Source organism: Mycoplasmopsis sturni DSM 22021, assembly GCF_000701485.1.
GTDB lineage: Bacteria > Bacillota_I > Bacilli_A > Mycoplasmatales > Metamycoplasmataceae > Mycoplasmopsis > Mycoplasmopsis sturni.
This window is the reverse complement of record NZ_JNIZ01000004.1, coordinates 64852-87747: the sequence shown is the minus strand read 5'-3', so window position 1 is coordinate 87747 and position 22896 is coordinate 64852. Positions and strand designations below refer to the sequence as shown.

Sequence of the window (22896 nt, the reverse complement as noted above, 5' to 3'; positions counted from 1 at the left end):
AAGTAGATAAAAACAAAGTATGAAGTAGTGTTAAATAGTTAAAAGCATGAAAGTAGTACTAAACTAGAAAGTAGTTATAAAACATGTAAGTAGTTATTAAAAAGCTATAAAAAAGAATAAAGATAAGTATTAAAAGATAAAGTATGTAAAAAGTATAAAGCTTAGCTACTTAAAAGCTACTTATTAAGCTACTTAATACTACTTTATAGCTTTTTAATAGCTACTTAATAGCTTATCTTATGTTTATTTAAACTATTCTAACATAATCTAAGTATTTTCGTAGCTTAGTTATAATAAAATATGAATATTTTATTATAGTAAAAATTTTGTGGGGTTGTCCCCAATTTTTACTATAATGCTTTAAAAGTTTTAAGTAGCTTAGCTTTTAAGTAGCTTTTAAAAGTTTATAAAGCTTATAATAAGAAAGTAAAAAATACTGTAAAAAATAAAAATTAACTTGTATAAATTCAAAAAGCAGGTTATAATATTTCTAGAAAAAGTTAAATACCTCGACCGTTTAACTTAATTGCTTAATAAGTAAATTTATATGCTTATAATTTTGCTTATTCTTACAATTAAAAAAGCAGAAGGTATTTCTTCTGCTTTTATTTGTACTTAACTTTTTCAAAAAATAATAAAAAAAGAGCATTCTAATCCTCGACATTAGAATGCTAGAAATATTATAACACATGCTAACAATATTACAAAATAAAAAAGAGCATCCTAATCCTGACCATTAGAATGCTAAGAAGATTGTAGCATTGTTTATTTTATTTCTAGTAGTACATGGAAGGGTTTAGGATGTCTCAAAGGAGACACCATGAAAACTTTAATTTTAGATGAAGCTTTAAAAAGCCAACTATTAAATTCATACCAAAACAAAGAAACAATTAGAAATTGAACTGTAATAATTAACAAATACCTTTTAAATAAAAATTTATATGATTACGAAAGTATTAATGAAGCTATTTTATGTGCTAATGTTAGCACATCAAGCAAAGCTTTATATTTCAATGTTACTAGAGTTATTTTTAATAAGCTCAACAATGAATTCAACCAAGAGCTTGATAAGACACAAATTAAAACAGTTAAACAACAAAAAAGTTTAAAACGCTTACAATTAACCAAAGAACAACACGAAATTATTGAAAAAGAAGCAAATGCTTTTAGTAAAGGAAAAACAAAATACAAAATTTTAATTTATTTCCTTAAAAAGAACATATGCAGAATTAGTGAAGCAATTGAAGCACTTAATGAAGGTATTGATTCTTGAGAATATGACAGTGATTATGATGCTTATTTCAAGATTAAACATGCAAAGAAAAATGGAAATCCTAGACCTATTACCTTAGATATTGAATTATATGAACTATATAAAAAACATTGAAAAGGATTATCAAGAGATAGAGCAATTAACTTTTTTAAAAAATTTAACAAATATTTGCAAGAAAAATATCCAGAACAAAATTTTAGTATTAACTCTCACATTTTTAGAACCGATGGAATCACAACTGCTTTAATTAATGGAGTTAGTGTTTATGAATTACAACAAATAACAGGACATAAATCACCTAATACTTTAATAAATCACTATTTAAAACCAAACTTAAAAAGTGCTTTAAAAGCAACTTTAAAAATTACAGGATATACTAGTAAAAATTAAGGAAAAATATGACACAATTAAAGAAAATTAAAAAAGAATTAGTCGAAATTAAGAGAAATCATCACTATAAAGTCTTTTATGAAGTAACAAAAGGCTCAAAAACACTATTTAATTGCGTTGTAGCAAGAGGAAAAGATTTAAATGAAGAAATACTCATCCAATTTCTTTTAACGCACTCACAGGCCTTAAATAGCCCTTTTAAAGAATCTTTAAAGAAAGACATTAAAAAAATAGTTATTTTAAATCAGGATGAAGAGCATGTTATCAATTTATATTTCCACGAAAAAGACTCTTCTAATATCGAAGCTCTCTTAAAAGTTGCTTCAATAAAAAAACATAACTTAAAGCTCAATTTAGAATTACAAGAGGTTAACAATGAAAAGCTTTCCCTTTTCAATTAAAGAACTTGATTTTGAACCAAAGAAAATCATTGTAGAAAATGGTTATTTAATTCTAGGACTTGATAAATTTAAGCGGGATTATTATCCTTTTTACCTGAATAAAATGAAAGCTCTAGCTTTTAAACATCAAAAAGAGCTCACGCAAGAAGAAATTGATACATGAGCAAATTTCTTTTTTGATGTTAACTTTCAAAACGCTAAAAATGAAATGGAGCTCTGCGATTATATTAATAAAAAACATTGAGTTGCTAATTTAGCTTATGGCTCATGAGATTTCTTCTTTAAAGTTGATTTATATGCTTATAACAAAGATAAACGCTATTTCATTCAATTAAAGCCGCCCTCTTATCGTTTTAGAGTATGAGATTCATGGCAATATGTAAATTTAATTTTATTTGCTCGGCAAAACAAAGGAACGCCAATTTTAGCAATTCCTAGACCTAATAATAAAACTCGAAAATATTCATTCTATGAAATTGTAGAAATACAAGCATATCCAAAGCTTAAATTAGTCAATATAAAAGATCCGTTTTAAAAACGGATCTTTTTAATTTAATTAAATGAACATAAAAAAATGTTTTATTAATGAAAAAAATCTTGAATTAAAATTAGAATTTCTTTTTGCTAAATCAAATATATTCAGGCCAATTAGTAATTAAACTTTTTTGCTATTGAACCTAATTACGAATAATAATTAGCTTCACGGAGATTTCTCTCCATAAATTATTATATTATAAATATTAAAATATTTATAATATTTTTCTTATTTTTTTTACTTTTGTAGATTTCTTTTAATTGATTGAATTTTATAAGCTTGCTCTAATTCATTAAACTCGCTTTCGCTTAAGTTAGCACTAGCGATAAATTTCAAACTTGCTTTTTTAGAAAAGGCAAATAATCATTTTAGAGCTTCGATAATTTTGTTCATTTTATTCCTCCAATATCTTTTTAATTATTTCTTTTGTTTTATCATCCGAGCCATTATTTTCAACATATATTCGCAGAGCTTTTTTAATGTTTTTTGTATCTTGAGTGTTGTCTTTTAAAGCTCCTTGTATATCAATGAGCTGTTTAATTATTTCATTCTTATCATTTATATTAATTGTGTTAGTGTTGTTTGTACTAGATTTACTTTTTGTGCTAAGTTGGTATATTACTAAAGCAATAATAACAGCTAAAGCTCCACCGCTTCCAGCTAATAATTCCCCTAATCATTGAGGCATTATGAGTTAAGATCCTCTGCAATGTAATTCATATAAACAACAACTTCTTTTAAATTCTTTTGTGGGCTTTTTGAAACAATAGCTCATCCCACTGGACTTTCTGCTATGTGAAAAGGATAATTTGGATCATTATTACTTTCAGATGTAGGAAAAGTGAATTGTCTTCATTGATTTGATGTGTCTTTTACCAACATGCTACAAGAAACTAATTCTCTGTAATTATTTGGATAAAAACCACTTAAAGCTACATCGCTATTGAACTCAGCTAAATTTTCATTATATCTATCGTTGGTTCATTTTACTCTAATTGTATAAACTTTAGGGGTATGTTCAACTTCTCCTTGTTCGTTAACAATATTTAATACTGAATGATTTGAAATAGTTCTTGCTTGTTTAAGTTTATCTATTTCATTAGCTAAATTCATACCTCCTTGTATTAATTGAGAAATATTGTTGGTATTTTGCTCAACTTGTGTTGCTATTTCAGAATTGCCAGATGTTGAATTTTGTTTTAAGTTTGTAATTTCTTGATTAATTTGTTCAATTTTAGAATTTAGCCCTCCAAGCGCATTTAAGTCCGCTGTATTAATTTGTGGTAAATTCTCTATTGGCGTATCAGTGTTTTTAGTAAAGTAAATAACAAGAATGTAATTTTGATTACTGTAATTGCTATTTTTTGAATAATATGAAACATTTGAACCATCTTGGAAAACAGGAGAAATATGAGATGCATCTGTTTTTTCCATTGTTTGGATAATGTGATATTGCTCGATTCTATTTCTTTTAATTGTTCCAAAGTAATCAATTAGATTTCTAACATTTCTTAAAAGAACAACAGTTCTACTATTTGGAATTCTACCTTTAAATAAACGAGCATAAATTGGATAACCCTCTAAATAATTACCAGTAAAAATATCTTGGTTTTCTACTAAGTTCTTAGGTATGTTAATACTGATATTTTGGTTGTTAGATGAATTGGATAAATTTTGAATTTGTTCTCTTAATTGATTAATTTGCTCATTTAAATTCTCAGGAATTGCAGGCGTTTGATTGCCTAAATTAGTAACATTAATTTTAAGGGTATCAATATCATTTTTATTAGCATTAGCTAAAGCTTCGATATTGTGAAGCTCTGCCTCTGAAGCTTCTTTATGAGCATTAAAATCAACTTCTAAATTTTCTATTTTCTCTGATAAGTTATCAACTTTTTCTTTAACGGAATTTAATTCTGTTGTATTAACTTCGGCTAATGATCTTATTTCACCTACTTGTCATGAAGCTTCTTGTTTAGCTTCTTCTATTTTTTGGTTTGCCGAATTAATTTGCTCTTGATATCCATTTGTTGAATTATTAAGAGCTTCGAGCTTTTCTTTTAATTGATTAATCTTATCTGTTTGCTCGGTACTAGTATTTTGTAATTCGTTAGCTTTTTGGGTTAAATTATTAAAATTAGCTAATTGATTTTTATAGTTAAAATCTAGTGTGCTCTCTACTCTATTAAAACGATTATCGTGTGCAATAATTCTTTCACCAATTGTTTCTATTTTCTGATCTTGAATATTTGTTGTGCTATTTAGAGCTTCTTTAATTTCTTCGAATTGATCAACTGTTATTGCTTTTCAAGTATCAGGTAAAAAAGCAGATCCAACGGTATCGATTCTATCTCATTCAAGGTTTTTGATCATCGCAATTGTTTGAGGATTTAAATAATCACTAAAAGTGTTATAGTCTCGACTATCACCATAAATTTGCAATCCATTAGGCACAAGTGTTATAAGTTTAGAAAACTCAGGATATTGATTTGAATTAGCTCGAGTATTAATTTCAAAAAATATAGCTTCTTGAAATTTATCAGCTCTAATTGAGCCGATTTTTTCTGCTCACTTATTAAAATCATTCCCTACCTCATTCATCAATGCACTAGCTCGAAAATGCGTTGCTGTATCGCATGCAACAAAAACAGCATATGCTACAGTCGTATATCATTGTTTTGCTGTAATGTTTGAATTAGCTTTTTTAATTCTTTCAGGTATTGGAAAGCTTTGAGTTGAACAAATTGGATGATTAATGAATCTATCATAATCAACCTTAAATAAAGTTAAAAAATCATGTGCGTTCATATTAACTCCTTATTTAATTTTTTTGCTTGTTGCTGTTCTATATTTATATTTTTTAGTATTAGAGTTGTATCCTTTTGTAAAATCAACAACATAACGGCCTTTTCTTCGTTTAACATTAGCAAAAAGTTGGGTTTTATTAGTTCTGTGTTTTCTAACTTCTTGGTTGTAGCTTTGATAGTAGCTTTTATTTATTTTTCTTGTTCTTCTAGTATTAATTGTTTCCAATCTAAAACGCTTTTTAATTTCTTCAAATTGATCAATATTGAAAAACAATCTTTTGTTTTCTCTAATTCTCAACAATCCTGGGGGTTTGTCTCATGCGATATTATCAAGATAATACTTACCAGGGGAGGAAGAATTAACAAAGGCTCAAAAATCTCTTCAAGGCAAAGTTAATTCAAGAGGTCTTTTACCTTTGATTCTTCCTCTACTTATTTCCGGGTTTTTCTTTCGCGAAGTTGTTAAATCATTAAAATAAAGCATAAAAGAAACATTTTCACTCTGATCATAATATTCTTCGCTATAAACTCTCATACCTCTTAATCATTTAGAGCGATGATTTAATTGAAGCTCAATTCATCTTTTTTGCTTTGTTCTTAAAAATCGAATATATCGCTGAGCTTTTTTAGGGGTTAGCCTATTTTTTGCTATAGCTTTACTTAGCCCTTTTGTTAATTGTTTATGTTGAATATCAACTAACTTTTTCATCAGTTCTGGTTTAGCTTTTCGCCCTGTAAAACTAATTGCTTGAGTCACAATAGCAAAAGGGTTTTTTAAAATTGAATAAGCTAACTTTAAGCTTTTTACACTTTGATCAATGTTTTTACTTGTTATTGTTTTTCTAATCAAACTATGAAGCTTCATATTAGGAGTAATCTTTTTATCAACAAAAAGCTTCACTCCATCTAGAATCTTATCGCTCATAGGTTTTTTTAATCAATTTCACACTTTTTTAGCCTGTTTTGTTCTTCTTGCTACTCTTTGAAAAGCTTTATATATTTGAGGTCTTTTTAGTAGAGCTTCGCTTATATATTTAGCTCCTTTGGGAATTAATTTTGATATCTCTGTAATCCCAAAAGCTAAAGCAGATGCTAAGGCATTTGTAGCCGTTCCTACTCAATCAACTTTTCCGTAAAAAACTAAATCACTTAAAGCTCCGGTTACAAAAGATATTCCCAACTTAATCGCTCTTGTTATTGGAACGCTAAGTGGGAATATCACGGCAAAAGTATCTACTAAAAGTTCCGTAGCAATATCAACAATAACATTTACTGCCAAATGAACTCATCCCTTTATTTTATCTCACAATGTAGGAGCTTGTTTGGGCGTGTAAATTGCTCAATTTGGTATTATTGATAATTTAGGATCTCTTAGAGCTATTAACATAATTAATTAGGTTTAAATTTAATAGTTTCTTGGCTTTTTCATAAATCAGGATATTTATTTGTATCAACTGTTAACTCTGCTTGGTTAATTGTATATACTAGTCCTTTTTCAACTAATCCAATTGCTGCTTTTACACGAGCATGAACATAAATATCACCAGCAATTGAATCTTTAGGAGCTCATCCAAGATATTCAGTTCCAAAAGATGAAACAATTACATCGCTAGTGGTTACAATAGCAGAATAACCAGAAAGTTCTAAGGTAGAAACGACTTTATAACCTCCTAAAGTCCCAACTGCTTTATAACCTTCTAAAAGTGCTGATTGAGCAAAGTTTCCGACCATCATTGAAGATAATTTAGCATGTAATTCAGGACTTACAAAAATAACAATATCTTCTTGATCAACATAGCTTCTATTTGTTTCAAAGTTTTCTTTTCTAACAAGTTGTAAAACTGTTTCAAGAATCTTTTTCTTAGCTTCTTCTGGGGTTGTATTCTCTAAATTAAAATTAACATGTTGTCTAGCTGTTTTGGCATCACTAATTAATAAATTTAAAGCATACTTATCATATGTTCTCATAATTTCTGCTAAAAAAATATCTAACTTTCTTGCAGGGAGAATTCCTTGTGTTTCGTCTGCTTCTTGTTTAGTGATTGCTTGTTCCATGTAAAGCGGTTTCATTCAACTAAGGGTTTGGGTTGCAGACTGTGTTCATTTATCTGCTTCGGTAGGTCCTACCTCTGTTTTTACCTTAATCTTTCCGCTTTGAACGAATTTTCAAGTGATGTGACTTTGATGTGTTTCAATTGAAAGCTCACCTGTTCCTGCGTTTTTAATAATGGTCATTTTATTGTCCATTACATTGCTTAAAACTTTATCAGCTTCTGCTTGTTGCATTGTGAAGTTTGTAAATGTTGTTCCTGCGCTTCCAATGCTTGTTGCTGTTGAATAACTATTAACAACTGTAAGTTGTGGCATGTTTTATTTCTCCTTTTTAGTTAAATGTTGCTCCACCATTTTTTAACAATCTTGCAGAACCTTTATTAAAGCCAGTGTTCTTGTTTTCAATTTGTACAGGCTTTTCTTTAATTTGTCATTGATTTGCTTTGGCTTGTTTTAAAATTGATTCTCTTGGGTTTTCTCAATTAATTTGAGATACATCTAAATTTTTGGGTTCAATTTTATCTACAAAGTCAATGCTTTTTAATGTTGAAATCAATAAGGTTTCTTCGTTGTTTTGATGTTTGCTTAAAGAATTTTGTAAAAATTCTGTTTTTTGCTCAAGACTTTTAATTTGTTCTTGATATTCTTTTATGATGTTTTCGTTTTCTAAATCTCTATTATTTTGTTCGGTTTTAATATTAGAGATTTTTTTGTTAATATGATTCTCAAGCTCTTCCTTTGTTTCGAAAATAGAATAAACACCTAAGGCCTTCAAAATATCTATTCTATTGCTATTTTCATGTAGGGAAAGCTTTTCAAGTAATTCTGATTCGGAGATTCCGAAAATATCAGCAATATTTTTTATTAATTTCATTTTATTCCGTCTTTGAGGGCCGCGGTTCCCTTTCTCCTTAAAATTATCAAAATTCAATAAATAAATTAGGCTTATTATCAAAAACAGGCGTAGGTAAGACAAAGTCAAGGTTATTAATGGTAATTGAAACATTTTCCAAAAACATTCCTCTTATTTCTATTCTTGATAAATGTCCTTCGTTGATATCATGGATTTTATTTAATGTAATAGTATTATTTGGTTCAGTTAATAAATAAGAATTAATTAACTGTTCCATTTCTTTTCTTGTTCTTACTATTAAGCTCGGAGCTCCTTGGATTGTTAGTCCTTCTTCTTGTTGATCCGAAAGTAATTCATAATCAATTTTTAGCTCACTATATCTATAAACTGTCTCAGTGTATGACATTGTAGGCAATTGATGAGGAATAAGATCAACCTTATGCGTATAATGATAAAAAAGAATCTTTTTACCTTCACCAAATTGACTTTGAACTTCTTCATCGGTTCATGTTTTGTTTTGATCGTTATAACGATGTACCAAGGTATAAATTTTTGGAGCAGCTCAGTCTGTTCTATTAAGAAGCTCTAAAAAAGAGCTCTTATTTAATTGAACATAAAAAGGGTAATTAAAATTAAAGGTTTTATCATTAAAATCAACCGGGGTTTGACTGAAATCTGTTTCTTCAATTTGATCAGGTAAAATAGGTAAATTAACATATTTACCTTCAAGGTTATAAGTATTGAAATTTAAAAATTGTTGATTATCTGATATTCATTTAATAACCGGCTGTTCACCTTCTTTTTCTACACTAATAAAATTAGATTTAATAAAAAGCTTTTTTGCTGGATCATAAATAAAACTGAATAAAGTAAAGAGCTCAATTTCATTGTTTCAACCACCTTTAAAAGCATAATCAGTATTCACAAATGAAGATGCTAAAAAGATAATGTGCAAAAGCTTATTCCGAGCTTTTTCATCTGCATACCTTGATTTAAGTAATTGAATTTGTCCGTTAGTATAATCTTTAATATTAGTAATACCTTTTTCTTGAAGCTCTTTTAAATTAATAGAGTTTAAAAACCTATAATTGTATTCAAAAATAGTATCAAAATAGGTTCCGTTAGAAAATATTCTAAAAGCTTCTAAATATCTAGGAAGATCAAAGCTTAAATCATCATTTAAATGACTTTTTAAACCATAAAAATGATTTTGTTTATTTGCAGATAAATTTCAAACAAACCAAGCAACTTTATTTCCTAAAACAGAAAAAGGAGAACAATAAAGCGGAAGCATTATAGTATTAGAATCGTTATAAATGAACTTAGCATAATAGTCTTTTTTAGTATCAGGGTTTTTATAAATAATATTGACCGTATTAATTAAGCTTCCAGGCAATAAATTTAAACTGATTTGTTCTGGATCTTTTATTTGTTTATTTGTATAAATAAACTCAATATTATTTAATTCTTTTAAAGTACTTAATGGCGTTAATGTTAATTCACTTACTTCCTGAGCCTCAATTGCTTCAAAAGAAAAACTTAAGGACTTATCTTTCAAAACAAAAATATTATTGTTATCTAGTAATTTATAATAATTTTCTTCGGTTAACTCTGGAGCTCCATGATCTTTAAAGAACAAATAAAACTTATTTGCTTCAAAGTTAATTTTTTCATTTAAAGCAATTTTTATATCGGGCAAAATTTGAAACTCAGTGAAAAAATCACTCTCAACTACTAAACTATTAAAATCTTTTGAAACTTCAAAATACTCATAAGAATCCACAAACTTTAACCTAACAAAGTTAACAGTATCTTTTTTAAAATGAGGTTTATCTTTTGTATCAATTTCATATAAGTAAACTGTTCCACTTGGTTGCGTGTAAGTAGAATCTAAAAAGTTATTCAACATTTGTCTCCTCATTTTTGTCAGCAAATTGTTCTTTATTTGAAATTGCTTGAGAATTTAATAAAACACCGTTTTGGTCTGTTTTGAGTGTTTGAGCATTTTGAATTGCTCATCTTGTTGAACCTACTACAGTTACATTAATATCTTCGTCGTCTTCGCTAATATTAAGCACTTTTAAAGCTAGATTTACAAATTGCTTATAATAAATCTCTCTAAGATTTGCTTTTGTCTCAATATAATCTTCAAAATCTGAGTTAAGTTGTTGAACTTCTGCTGTATGCATATTATGCGTTCCGCCGTCTTGCGAATCCATTTTCATAAAAAGAAATTTTTTAACTCAAAAAACAGCACTTTCAATTGAGGCAATAATTGCTTGCGATTGAGTTGGCGCAGTTTGTAAATCAAGTGGAATACCACCGTTATCATTAGTTAATTTATAAGTAAAAATTCTTCCATGAGATAAACTAAAAAGAGCTTTAGTTAATGAAACAGATTGAGCAGAACCTTCAACACCATAAATAACAGGCAAAGGAGTGGAATAAAAAGCATCTAATTGTAATTGTGTTAGTTTGTTATTAATAATGTCTCAATACTCATTATTAATTAAATCTATATCCGCTTTTCCATCACTTCTATTTTTAAAAATTACAAACGGGATAAAACCACTTAAAATCTCTTGATGATAATGTTCAGGATCTTGAGTTTGTTTATCGGTTATAGTTGTTTTATTAAAATTCGTATATCTTGTAAGTTGTCTCACATAATCATTTTTTAAATCATATTCCAAAAGATCTTCGGTTAACTCATACATAGAAAGAGCTTCCATTTCTACTCTTAAAAGTAAATATGTTAATTTTCCTGTAAAATCTTTTTTAAATTCTAAAACCTCACCTAAAACAGGAACAGAATGAAAAAATCCCAAGGCTAAAATTCCCTTTTTATATAGTTGATATTCTAAGTTTTGATAAGTCTCAAGTAGTGAATAATTTTCAGCAAATTTGTTAAACTTTTCTTCTATTTCTTTATTCTTAATATCAATTTGAGGCAAGGAATTAGCGAGGGTTGTCATTTGAGTATTAGCCCCTTGTTCTTCAATTTGAGCTTTAAAATTAGGAGGGGTTTGTTTTTCTTGATAACTTGGATTAAGACTATTTTTATAGATATTAGCAATTTCCTTAACGCTAAAAGTCTTTAAAATGTTGTTATTTCCTTGGTTAATTAATGTATTTAATTTTTCTTGGGCCACTTTAAACTCCTTCTATTTCTGCTATTAACATAGGTCAAGCTCTATTAATAGCATATTCACTTGCGTTAATTAAGTCATAAATTTCGGGATTAATTTTTTCATTTCTTTTTTCTTCTCCTCTATCAATAACCTGCATACTTAGTTTTTTAAGTAAATTTCTACTGCTAAAATTATTGATAAATTTAATATGAGAAAAAGATAATAAGAATTGTCATTTTTGTTGACGCCCAATAATTGAATAATCAACATTTTTTAACTTTCTTCTTTTTGCTTTATTAATTAAAATATTTCAATTTTGGTTAAAAATTCTTTCTCTTAATACTTGTGTTTCTGTATCGTTATCTAAGTCTAAAAAACTAGAATAATTAAAAGCATTAAAATCATAATTAAAGTTTGTGCTCTGTTCTAAAAGAGTAATAATCTCTTTATCTGTTTCTTTAATCAGATCTAATAATTTCATATGAATTTGTTTTAATGTTGGAATTTTGTTATTAGTTTTGATTAACTCTTTAATATCTTCAAAACCTTTAAAATAAAGCAAATAACTTTTAAAGTGTAAAAAACAAACTAGCGAAGCATTATCAAAACGGCCAGGATCATAACCATAATAAACGCCTTGCAAGAGTCCGTTTTTTATATCTTCATAAATTTGTTCAGGCTCAATTAGATGAATATTTTCATTAAATTGGCCATCATTTTGATAAATTAATTTTTTTAAATAATAATTCTCAAGCAAACTATCTTTTTGAAAAGAAAGGCCTGCTACAGTAATAGTTCAAAGTCTTAAATTAGTTTTTTTAAGTTGTTCTAAATTTTTACGCTGATAAGTACTTAGTTCGGCTTCAGGAACAAACTCTTTGCTGTACATTGTAACCACAATACCTAAGCCATCGAATTCTTCTTTATTGTCAATTTGTAAAAACTTTTTAGAACTTAGTTCATTTAAAACTTCCTCTTTTGGATTACCTAAATCATCACAGAAAATAATTACACGATTATGAAAGGTAGTTATTAAGAAATGGTTGTGATAAAAAATGTTGTAAAAGAACTTAATTTTAATAATAAAGTCCTTAGGGGGAGCAACTCTGAAAACTGTGTTTTGTAAAATAACTTGTAAATTATCTTCTTGAGCTTCGTAGATATTTCTCAAATCACTAACAGAATGATTAGCACTCGGATCTTCAATAGGTTCATCTACTACAATTTCACCTCAACAAAAACTTTGATTTGGTAAAGTTAAACCTTGAAAACTTTGAACATTTTCTCAGTTTGCAAAATAAATTCCACGACCTTTTCCACCATCTTCATAATCTCAAAATATTCTTTCTTCATAAAATCTAAAATAAGGACGATAATCCAAATCAAAATTGCGTTTAAGTAAGTCCAAAACTTTTTCAAACATTGGACGCAAAGTAGTTTTAATATGTTTATATCTATTACGACATCATATTGAATTAAAACGGATATCATTAACAATCCTGTAAATAGTAATTAAAGCACCTCCGAAACTTTTAGATACTCCTTTTGCTCCACTATGAATTTCAAAAAGCGATTCACTTTTAAAGGCATCATAAGTAGGATTATCAGGTAAGTCTGTATAATGTAAAGCTTTTCTTAAAATTTCTTCACTAAATTTAGGCGGCTCTTTTAAAACTTCTTTCATATTTATTTAAGTTTGTCAAAATATTGAATAACTGGATCAGTTTCATTAATTGAATTTTCGTTACTATCATCAGGGTATTCCGTAAATTGGTAAGAACCATTCAATAGACTCTCAAATTCTTGCGTGATCTTTTTATCTTGTTCTTGTTGTTGTAAGTAATATTGATAATTTTCATTTTTTCAAAGTTTAAAGTTAGGTAAGTTTTTGATGTAAGCATTTATGAATTTATAACCATATTTTTTATTTTGCTCTCAACAAAATCTTTTTATTTCGCTATCTGGTGCTAGTTGTTCAATTTTTCATCTTAATTCTGAATAAGATGCACATCCTCACGCTAGAACATATAAAGTTTTATCGCTAATTTTTTGATTTCTTTCAATTATTTGATTCATAATTGATTTAAATGTAGGATAATCTGCTGTTTCGTAAAATGATTTGTCTTTTGCGTGTTCTCCTATATAATCGCGTTTTACATCTTGTGTTGTTCAATACATTATTTTTCTCCTTTAATGCGTTTTATTAAACCTGAATTTATTAAATAAATGAATGTAAAAATTGTTTCAAGTGGTCTTATATCTATGCTGTTTCCTGCTAAACGATATAAAGTGTCTTGTCTTTTTTTGTAAGGTTTTAAATAACCTTCAACAGCTTCATAATCTTCGTCACTAAATCCCTGTATCTTGAATGCTTCTCGTTCTGTTATGTATCTCCATGGCAATTGATCATCTTCAGGAATTTTTCACTCAATTAATCCCACTGTATTTTTTCTATCTACTTTTGTGGTAACTGTTTTGATTCTGTAATCTTTATCTTCATTTGTATTTAAATTTTCATTTAATTCAACAATTTGATTTCTGCTTGGTGTGTCTCTTAAGACCACTCTTTTTGCTTCTTCGGGGAATCGTGAATTATCTAAATCAAAAATTGATTCATAAACTTTTTTCTTTTTGTTTTTAAGAGCGTCACTCGCTTCGCATGCGTTCTGGTTATCCTTTCCGTCTGCTTTTTCGTTGATACATGTTTGATTTCAATATAACTGTTTTCTGGCTTCTCTTATTATTTCCATCTTGTTTGTGAAATCATCTTCGTTCTTGAATGGACTTTTTCCTAAAATCGATAACGCAAAGGTTCTTTTTCTAATTTGTAAACTTCCATGATCTGAAGCATTGGTTATCCATGTGTATGTTGTATATCCTAATTCTTTTAATGTTTCTGTTCATAATTGATATTCTTCATTATGTGAATAAATTAGTCCAGGAACATTTTCCATTAATAAGAATTTTGGCATGTTTTCCATGTTTTCTAAAAGTCTTCCTAATTCTCACAATACTGAACTTTTTGACTCTTTATTTAAGAGTCCTTTTTTTGATGTTTGGGCATTTGCTATACTCAGTCCTTGGCAAGGAAATGAATAGGTTATTAAATCACTTCCTTCCAGATCTTCAGGGTTAATTTTTGAAATGTTTGTTGCTCGTAAACCTGTTGGTTCTCCTGAGCGGCTTACATACATGGCCGCCGCAAGCAATTCTTTTGTTTTTTTTGTTTTTATTTCTGATCATTTAACCGGGTCAAGGTCATTAACTGTAATTTGATTTTCTTCAATTCATTTTTTTAAATCCAACTCATTATTGCTTTCAAGTCATTTTTTTAAACGCGTATCAACAAATACATCAATGATGTCTTTATCTAATGTTTTTAATTTATCTGGTAGATTTTGATAATAGTGAATTGCGTAATACGCAATAACTGCTTCGGGATTTCAATCAACTGCCATTTTATGTGTAAATGGCTGAAATTCTTTTGGTAATTTATCATAAGAATCAGGTAACACTCTTTTTATGATTTCTTTAATTGTGCTAATTGATTCAAACGCTTTCCTTGTTGCTCCAATTCCAGCAAACAATTCGGTAACTTTTAAAGGTTCTTGGCTTTTTTTCATTTTTCTCCATTATCTTGAATCTATGGTTCATATATTTTGGAGTATTCTGGTTCAAATAACAATATAGTTTCTTTCAATTGTCCGTCCCTGTTTTTGGTTATTTTTAAAGTTAACACATTGTAATTTTCAATATCATTGTGCTTTTTAAAGATCATTCCAATAAAATCAGCATCCTGTTCTATGCTTCCGCTATCTCTTAGGTCTGCATTGGTAGGCTCTATGAATTTTGTTTTATTCATATTTTTCTCTACTTCCCTTGATAATTGCGATAACGCTATAATAGGGACATTTAATTCCAATGCTATTAATTTAAGCTCTCTTGATGCCTTCGAAGTTGTTTCATACATGGTTCCTGTATAATTTCTCGACATAATTTGAATATGATCTAAAAACACTGCTCGAATATTGTAATTACTTCGATTTAATTCTCATAGAATTGTTCTTATGTAATTGTCGTTAACATATGGGTTGTCAAATATCAATATGTTTAATGGTTGTGCGTTTTCTATTTTTTCCCTAAATGTTTCATAAAATTCTTTTTTAGGTTTATAAAAATGTTTTCGAGGTATATTCATTAAATTGCTTAGAATATTTTCATATATTCTTTTTTGACTTGTTTCTAATGAAAAAATTACCACACAATCATTTTTTTCATTGTATTCTTTTGCTATTTCAATAGCCAAACTTATAGCCAATGTTGTTTTTCCCATACCTGGTCGTGCAGCAATTACATATAAAGCACCAGGGTTTAGGCCTTTTGTATCTTTATCGAATATTTGTCAATTAGTTTTTGTTTTATCTTTTTCGGGTTCATCTAATGTATTACTGAATCACTTTCAATAATCAATAGTATTTTTAAAAGTTAAGGATGTCTCTGATAATGGTTTTGTCTTGTTTCCCATTAAATAAAATCCCCCCTTAATTTTTTTCCGAACCTCCTAAACTAATCTGAATTATTAAAAAAATAATGCTCAAAATCCCTAAAAACTCAATTTCGACAAGTTTAACAATAAATAAACACATCGCTCATAAACGAGGATGTGTTTTTGTATGAAAAAATTGAATATTTTCGATTAATTTAGTTTTATTAAAATAGATAAAATCCTTGCTTGAAGTAAGCAAGGATTTTTTATACCTATTTGAAAGTAACATTTATATTTTTTTATTTATTATTTCAATTCAATCTCTTGATCCATTAAATTGTAAAGTTCCAATTTATTTTCAATATCTATTCTATTAACCAATCATCCATTTAATTGACAATTTTGTATAAATGAATCAATTCTGTTTTTTCCTTCTAAGTCCTTTAAAGTTATAACTAGACCATATTTTATATTTGCATCAAAGTCTCCGTTTCTATTCTTCTTTTTAATACTGATACCATACATACCGCTAGTTAATTTTGTCTTTGGTTTTTTAATTCTATTGTTTTTAGTATGTAGATTTTCTTGTATGTGTTTTACATTATCTCATTTTCTAAATTCTCTTCTAACATTGGCTTCGCTATGATCGTTGATTTTTTCACCTACATCATACTCTTGTGATTGATGATTTTCATTTATCGAATTGATAGTTACACTTCCGTTGCTATTTTTTTTGACTCTTCCAAAATAAATATCTAACTCACTATTTGTATAATCTACTCCCATATTTCTTGAACAAGAAGGAAAATAAACAAGAGTCGCCTTGGCAACATAAGGGTGTTTGTCATTACTTATTGGAACAGGGATATCATAAGTATAAGTTTCATACTTACTTGAAATACCACTTATTACAAATTTAATTTCATCATTTTTTGAGCTTACTATATCCGTTATTTTTACCGGCACAACACCATATCCATATTTATTGCCTTCATTGTCAAATTTTTCTCAACCAGTTGATGAATCTATTATTAATGCTTTAGCAACTTCTTTTGAAAACCCCAAAATATATATTAAATATGCAACCTTTCTTGTGATTCAAGGAGCAGCAAATGATGTTCCATAAACTTTACATACTTCATATCCTGAATGAGCAGCAATAAAATCACCGTTTGCTCCCCCGTAATAACAAATATCAGGTTTTCTATAAAATGATAAAACCTCACCAAACCTAGAGTATGATGCAATTTTATTATTTCTATCAACGGAATTAACAATGATTGAATTAATAGAATCAGCTGGAGAACCAATTTTCATCTCTTTGTTTACACCTTTTTTCTTATTGGTTCCTGAAATGACAAAAATTACATCATTTTCTTTTTGTATTCTATCTAAAATAGAAGCTTCTGGAGATATAGAATTTTTACTAATTTCAAAAGGAGAACCTAATGATAAGTTTCATACTTTAATATCTTTATTCTCTGAAACTATTTTTTCAATATTTTTCATTATACTAAACGAACTAAAGGATTCTGCTTTCGCAACACCAAAATGCTTTACTTTAAATCTACCACATCCATCATCTAAATCTTTATTTAAATTTGGTCCATCCACTATTATTGATGTTACAAAAGTTCCATGAAGAGTATCATCAATTGTTCTAGGTATATTTTGATCTACCATGTCATGATATTCCACTCATTCATTAAAATATACATTTTCAGAAAAAAGAGTATCAATTACTCCTATAACAGGTTCATTTGTAGGTGATGGTATAGATAAATTATAATTAGCTTCATGATCTACCATACGAATCTCTTCCATATTATTTAAATCAGTAACTGACATAGAAATAAGATATGGCGCATTTTTGTTCAAAAGATCAATTTCCTCAGGTGATAATAAGAAAGTATTGTCATCTAATGTATTGTTAAAATTTACTTTTATGCCTATTTGATCTAATATCGTAGAAGAATTAACTTTGTTTTTATAAATAGAAACTATTCTAGCATCTTTACTATCTAAATTTGATGTCGGTATTGTAATATTTCAAACATAAACGCAATCTTTTAATATTTGCAAAAATTTACTGCGTTTTATTTGAGAATCTTTTTCAAAAAAATGTTTAAGATCCCCTTTATTAACTCTATCAAAAAACGAGCTATCAATCACCTCTTCACCAATTTTGTTATCAACAAAATCAATAACAATATTTAGATCATCAATTGCTCTTTTTATATGATCAAAACTTATTAAATATGTAATTATATGTCTTTTATTAATGTTTCCTTCACTAAATTTAGCTCCAACAATCTCTATTTCTGAATTTGTTGAATTTATATCAAAAATAGCGCTGATCCTGTTAGACTTAGCCACAATTTCGCAATATTCTACATTTACTAAAGGAACTAAATTCAATTTTTCGTTTTTTCAGTATTTTTTTACTTTTACCAATTGATCACGAATATTTTTTAGATGAGTTGAAAAAATTTTTTTATTTTTACTAAGAGTAAGTGGGCCTGGTCTACTTTGAGATTTGGAAAAATTAAATTCTTTTCTTAGTTCAAGAATTTTATTCATTTTTAGCTTTTACTCCTCTTGAAATTGAACTTCTAGAAATACCAGTAAGAACCTCTACCTCCCTTACCGTAAACTTATTTTTAAGTAAATTACCAACATCTATCAAATAATCTCCAGTTACATTAGTATAAATTTTTTTTAAATAATCAAATTTTTGCTGATAGTCACTAAATGCTATTGACGATCTAATTAAATTTTTTAATTCTCCAGGATAAGGTATTTTTTGGTAAAGTTTTAATATTTTTTTAAATAACTTCTTATCTGAACCAAGATCTGGGAATCTAACTAAAATTGAATCTAATATACTTTCAGCAACTTCTAGTAAATCTTCCCTTGTATAACTATTAAAATCAATAATTTTATCAAATCTTCTTAAGAGAGCTTTATCAAAATGTTTATATAAATTTGTTGTTGCTATCAATAATACATTTTCATTTAATTCATCTAAACACTTTAGTATTTCACTAGTTGCCCTTCCCATTTCTCTAATATCGCTATTATTTAATCTATCTAATGCTATTGCATCTAACTCATCAAATAAAATAACAACATTTTCAGGGTTATTCAAATTATTTATTTCATTAAACAAAGAAGAAATATTCTTATTAGTTTCTCCTAATTTGCTACTAATTAGTGTATTAAAATCAACCTTGAATAATTCTCTATTTAATATTCTTGCAATTTGCTTAGATGTTTCGGTTTTACCAGTTCCGGGATCTCCTTGGAATAAAAATTTATTTACACCTAAATTCTTGCTAACGGCGTTAATAATACCCATTACTTCATTGCTTATTGCTTTTGGAAGAGGCAATGATTCTGTTTTTAATTCAACTTTTTTAACAAAACCAAAATGATTATTGTTTTCCTGAGGAATTCATACATTTTTTTGAGATAATATCCCCATTATATATTGAGCAATTGAAACTTCTCCGTTTTTTGAAAATTCTTCAGCAATTAAATATGCTTCTCTTTTGAAACCTTCATCATTTTTTTCCGAGTAATATTTAATTAAATTAATAATATGAGCTTTTTTCATGTTGTCCTCTATTCTTACCAGTAAATTATAGTCCTTTCTGGGACAAAAAAATCAAAAATAAGACAAAAATAAAAATTAATTTAGTAAATAATACAAACAAATAATATATTTTAAAAAACAAAGCAGCTTGTTAACTATTTATTTCTTTCCTTTTTATATGAATAAATAATCATAATTACTAGAAAATTAGACAATAAAAATATAAATAAATTAATATATAAATACAATTTACAATTTTTGAAAAATTTATTAATTCTAACTTAATAAAAGCTTATAAACAAGTAGTTATTTTTTGGTAATATTGACTAAGGTTATAAATAAAGATGCATTTACTGGAGAAGCTCAATTTCTTAGAAAAAGAAGATATAAATAATGAAAATAGTTATTTTGAGGTAAAACACAAACTTTATAAAGCAAAGAAAAAAGTCACAACTTAGTTGTGACTTTTTATAATCATTAAGATTTTATTATTGTACTTTAAGTACATCATATGATGGACTAACTTCTTTAGCTTCTGATCTAAAAGTAATATCTTTGTGTTGACTTTCATTAAGCACAATTACAATTGGGCATGATTTAACGTTATGTTTTTTAAGAACTTCAAGATCAACTTCAGCAATCAAATCACCACGTTTAACTTTATCCCCTACTTTAACAAATGAAGTAAATCCTTCACCATTTAAATTAACTGTGTCAATTCCGATGTGAATTAATAATTCAACACCTTCTTTAGTTGAAAGCCCGTAAGCATGTTTGCTTTCTCCAAAAACAACTTTTACTTCTGAATCAACTGGTGCATATACTTTTCCTGTTTTAGTTGCTTCAAACTCAACAGCGTATCCATCACCAAGTGCTTTGGTTGAAAATACTCCGTCATTAACTTCTTCAAGAGTAATTAATTTTCCGTTAGCCACAGAACCTAAAACAACAGGTTCTTTAAGTTTGCTTTGTGTATTGCTTTCTTGGCTTGCTTCTTTTGCTCCAAGGTTAGCTTGAACATTAGCCATTCCTTCAACTTCAAGTTTAGCAATGCTTTCACGTGAATTTCTAATTTTAACGTTAATTTGTTCGGCAACAGGTCCGAAAATAGCTTGAACATGGTTTCCTTGCTTAATAACGTTAATTGCACCTGCTGCTTTAAGAGCATCTACATCAACTTTATTTGCATCATGCACGTCGTATCTTAAACGAGAAGCACAATTAGTGTAAGCAACAATATTTGATGTTCCACCATATGCAGCAACAATAGCTAATGCTTGAGGATCGATATCACCTGATCCTTGTTTAGCTGCCATATCTTTTTTGGTAAATAATCTTGTGTTTCCACCTCTTCCTGGAGTTGCAAGATCTTTAAATTTAATTCATCATCAGAATAAGAAGAAGTAAATTGGGACATATGCAAGTCCAACAACAAGTGTTCAGTAGAAATTGGTTCCTTTTTGGAATGGAATAATTCCGTAAATAAGTGTATCAAGTGCTCCACCTGAGAACGCCATTGGTACGTGAACTCCAAGTAAGTTAGCGAACATGAATGAGAATCCTGCAAGAACTGCATGGAATCCTCAGAATAAAGCAGGTGATAAGAATAAGAATGTAAATTCAATTGGTTCAGTTACACCAGTTACAAATGATGTAATTGCTGAAGGAACAACAGCACTAAGAGCAACTTTTCTGTTTTCTTTTGGTGCTGCTACAACCATTGCAGCTGCTGCTGCTGGTAATCCAAACATCATAAATGAGAATTTACCATCAGCGAATCTTCCTACTTTAATTCCAATTTCTTTTGAAATAAAGTCAAATAATGGTAAGGTTACGTTTTCACCATTTTTTTGGAAAGTAATATCATTAAATGGTAATTGAACTAATTTAAGAGCCATTGATGAATCACCAACATATTGCTCTCCTTCAATTTGCATTTGTTTGATAAGTAAATTAAGGTTTTTGTATGTCTCTAATTGTAATGTTTGATCATTCAATCATGAAGAGTTTGCTTGTTGTCATTGCGCTAATGAGAAGGCTAAATCTCCTCCGGCTTGTGAGTATCATAGCGGTGAGTAGAACGCGTGGTGAAGTCCAAATGGAATAAGTGATCTTTCAATAAACCCGAAAATAAGAGATTCAAATCCATATGGAACTTTACCTAAAGCGTTCCCAAAAATACTAAGTCCTGTTCCAACTCATGGTCAGAATAATAAGAATGCAACTGAAAGTGCTGCAGTAAATGGAACTGTAATAATTGCTACAAATCTTTTTCCAGCAAAGAATGAAAATACTGCTGGGAAAGCGATTGTGTGGAATCTATTGTAGATTCATTGAACTAAGATACCAATAAGAATACCACCAAATACTGAAGTAGAAAGTGATTTTACGTATCCAAGTTGGTTTGAAACAACGGCTTTAACTGTTCAAGGAGCTCTACCACCTTCAACAAATAAAATATTGTATCCAAGGTTGTCACCAATTTTATCAATGTTAAATTGGTTTCCTCCTAATTCAACATAAGTTTGGTTATTTGTTAATAATCCAGTTAAGTCAACTGTTGAACCTGTTGAGCTTTCAGTTCAATTTACATTGGCTAGATCATTAAAGCTTTTAGTTACGCCACCATCAAAAGTAATGGTTTTGTTTGCTAAATCAATTTGTGATGCTTTTGATAGAAGTAATGTTACATCTTTTCCGTTTTCATTGATGGTAGCAGTTGCTACAAATTTAACTTCTTTAATTAAAGCATCTTGGATTGCTAGAAAGACTAAAAATCCAATAATGGTTGCAAAAACAGCAACTCCGGCTTCATCTGTAAAAGCAATTACCATTGCGACAGCAAAAAGTAAAGGCAATGCAGCAAAAACAGGGTTACCAAGTTGTTGGATAAAACTTCCGAACATTTTTAGCGACTCATCACTAGTGTTTGAGTTAATTGCAGCACCAATTCCAAGTCAAAGACCTGAAATAGCCATAATTGCAATAGGAAGCATAAATGCACCAGAAATTTTTCCAAGAACTTTTTTAGCTTTGCTTTGACCACTGTTATCAGTGTTTTTAGGTTTTTTAGCAAAAAGGCTTTGGAATTTTTGTTTTAATGTTCCTAATGTTCCTGACATTTTTCCCCTTTCATTTAATAATAATTTTCGAAAGAACTATTTGTGAATTTTAAATTTTAAATTTAATTAAATATCTTTTATGTGTTATTCAAAATGCAAAGACGACGAAAATAACACATAAATATTTTATTTGAATTGCCAATAATTTCGCAAAGAATCGGAAAAGAGCATAAAAAAATGTGGAAAAAATTAAAAAATTTCCACATTTTGAGGTAGTTTTTCATCTTTTTTGCTTTGAATGATAAAAATTA

The 22896-nt window shown here is 28.4% G+C and carries 18 protein-coding genes; 3 read left to right on the top strand and 15 right to left on the bottom strand.

The genetic code is table 4. The features are described from left to right. Positions 1-820: 820 nt before the first annotated feature. From Q349_RS01825 to Q349_RS01815, 3 genes are read left to right on the top strand one after another with little or no spacing between them, the layout of a single operon-like run. Entirely contained in the window at positions 821-1663 is an 843-nt protein-coding gene (locus Q349_RS01825) for a site-specific integrase (RefSeq protein ID WP_036464416.1), read from the top strand. An 8-nt stretch (positions 1664-1671) separates the two neighbouring features. After that, positions 1672-2064, top strand: a complete 393-nt coding sequence (locus Q349_RS01820) for a hypothetical protein (protein ID WP_036464413.1) — start codon at positions 1672-1674, stop codon at positions 2062-2064. Continuing rightward, a complete protein-coding gene (locus tag Q349_RS01815) occupies positions 2039-2599 on the top strand; it encodes a hypothetical protein (protein ID WP_036464410.1) in 561 nt (186 codons plus the stop codon). Before Q349_RS01820 ends, Q349_RS01815 begins: the two co-directional genes overlap by 26 nt. A gap of 237 nt (positions 2600-2836) precedes the next feature. Here the strand turns inward: Q349_RS01815 and Q349_RS03375 are convergent, their stop codons facing one another. The 15 genes from Q349_RS03375 to Q349_RS01740 form a co-directional block, all read right to left on the bottom strand. Beyond that, the gene (locus Q349_RS03375) at positions 2837-2992 is read right to left on the bottom strand and encodes a hypothetical protein (protein WP_156932516.1); all 156 of its coding nucleotides are present in this window, start codon (positions 2990-2992) and stop codon (positions 2837-2839) included. Position 2993: 1 nt separating this feature from the next. After that, positions 2994-3287 carry a hypothetical protein gene (locus tag Q349_RS01810; protein ID WP_036464408.1) on the bottom strand — a complete coding sequence of 98 codons (294 nt, stop codon included), beginning with the start codon at positions 3285-3287 and terminating at the stop codon, positions 2994-2996. Then, the gene (locus Q349_RS01805; protein WP_036464404.1) at positions 3287-5407 is read right to left on the bottom strand and encodes a hypothetical protein; all 2121 of its coding nucleotides are present in this window, start codon (positions 5405-5407) and stop codon (positions 3287-3289) included. Before Q349_RS01805 ends, Q349_RS01810 begins: the two co-directional genes overlap by 1 nt. 9 nt (positions 5408-5416) lie before the next feature. Next, on the bottom strand, positions 5417-6793 hold the full coding sequence (locus tag Q349_RS01800; protein WP_036464400.1) for a hypothetical protein: 1377 nt from the start codon (positions 6791-6793) through the stop codon (positions 5417-5419). 2 nt (positions 6794-6795) lie between these two features. Beyond that, positions 6796-7773 carry a hypothetical protein gene (locus tag Q349_RS01795; protein WP_036464397.1) on the bottom strand — a complete coding sequence of 326 codons (978 nt, stop codon included), beginning with the start codon at positions 7771-7773 and terminating at the stop codon, positions 6796-6798. Positions 7774-7789: 16 nt separating this feature from the next. After that, the gene (locus Q349_RS01790) at positions 7790-8332 is read right to left on the bottom strand and encodes a hypothetical protein (protein ID WP_036464394.1); all 543 of its coding nucleotides are present in this window, start codon (positions 8330-8332) and stop codon (positions 7790-7792) included. Positions 8333-8375: 43 nt separating this feature from the next. Next, complete coding sequence (locus tag Q349_RS01785) at positions 8376-10220, bottom strand: hypothetical protein (RefSeq protein ID WP_036464390.1); 1845 nt, start codon at positions 10218-10220, stop codon at positions 8376-8378. Next, the gene (locus Q349_RS01780) at positions 10210-11463 is read right to left on the bottom strand and encodes a hypothetical protein (RefSeq protein ID WP_036464385.1); all 1254 of its coding nucleotides are present in this window, start codon (positions 11461-11463) and stop codon (positions 10210-10212) included. The genes Q349_RS01785 and Q349_RS01780 overlap by 11 nt, the downstream gene beginning before the upstream one ends. A gap of 1 nt (position 11464) precedes the next feature. After that, positions 11465-13126 carry a hypothetical protein gene (locus Q349_RS01775; protein WP_051616747.1) on the bottom strand — a complete coding sequence of 554 codons (1662 nt, stop codon included), beginning with the start codon at positions 13124-13126 and terminating at the stop codon, positions 11465-11467. Between the two features lie 2 nt (positions 13127-13128). Continuing rightward, a complete protein-coding gene (locus Q349_RS01770) occupies positions 13129-13620 on the bottom strand; it encodes a hypothetical protein (protein WP_036464383.1) in 492 nt (163 codons plus the stop codon). Beyond that, the gene (locus Q349_RS01765; protein WP_036464382.1) at positions 13620-15065 is read right to left on the bottom strand and encodes a DNA cytosine methyltransferase; all 1446 of its coding nucleotides are present in this window, start codon (positions 15063-15065) and stop codon (positions 13620-13622) included. Before Q349_RS01765 ends, Q349_RS01770 begins: the two co-directional genes overlap by 1 nt. Before the next feature lie 20 nt (positions 15066-15085). Beyond that, positions 15086-15967, bottom strand: a complete 882-nt coding sequence (locus Q349_RS01760; protein WP_036464375.1) for a DnaB-like helicase C-terminal domain-containing protein — start codon at positions 15965-15967, stop codon at positions 15086-15088. Between the two features lie 267 nt (positions 15968-16234). After that, positions 16235-18508, bottom strand: coding sequence for a S8 family peptidase (locus tag Q349_RS01750; protein WP_036464373.1), 2274 nt, complete (start codon positions 18506-18508; stop codon positions 16235-16237). Beyond that, positions 18501-19544, bottom strand: a complete 1044-nt coding sequence (locus tag Q349_RS01745; protein ID WP_036464372.1) for an ATP-binding protein — start codon at positions 19542-19544, stop codon at positions 18501-18503. The genes Q349_RS01750 and Q349_RS01745 overlap by 8 nt, the downstream gene beginning before the upstream one ends. A gap of 467 nt (positions 19545-20011) precedes the next feature. Next, positions 20012-22645, bottom strand: a complete 2634-nt coding sequence (locus Q349_RS01740; RefSeq protein WP_051616745.1) for a PTS sugar transporter subunit IIABC — start codon at positions 22643-22645, stop codon at positions 20012-20014. Positions 22646-22896 lie beyond the last annotated feature (251 nt).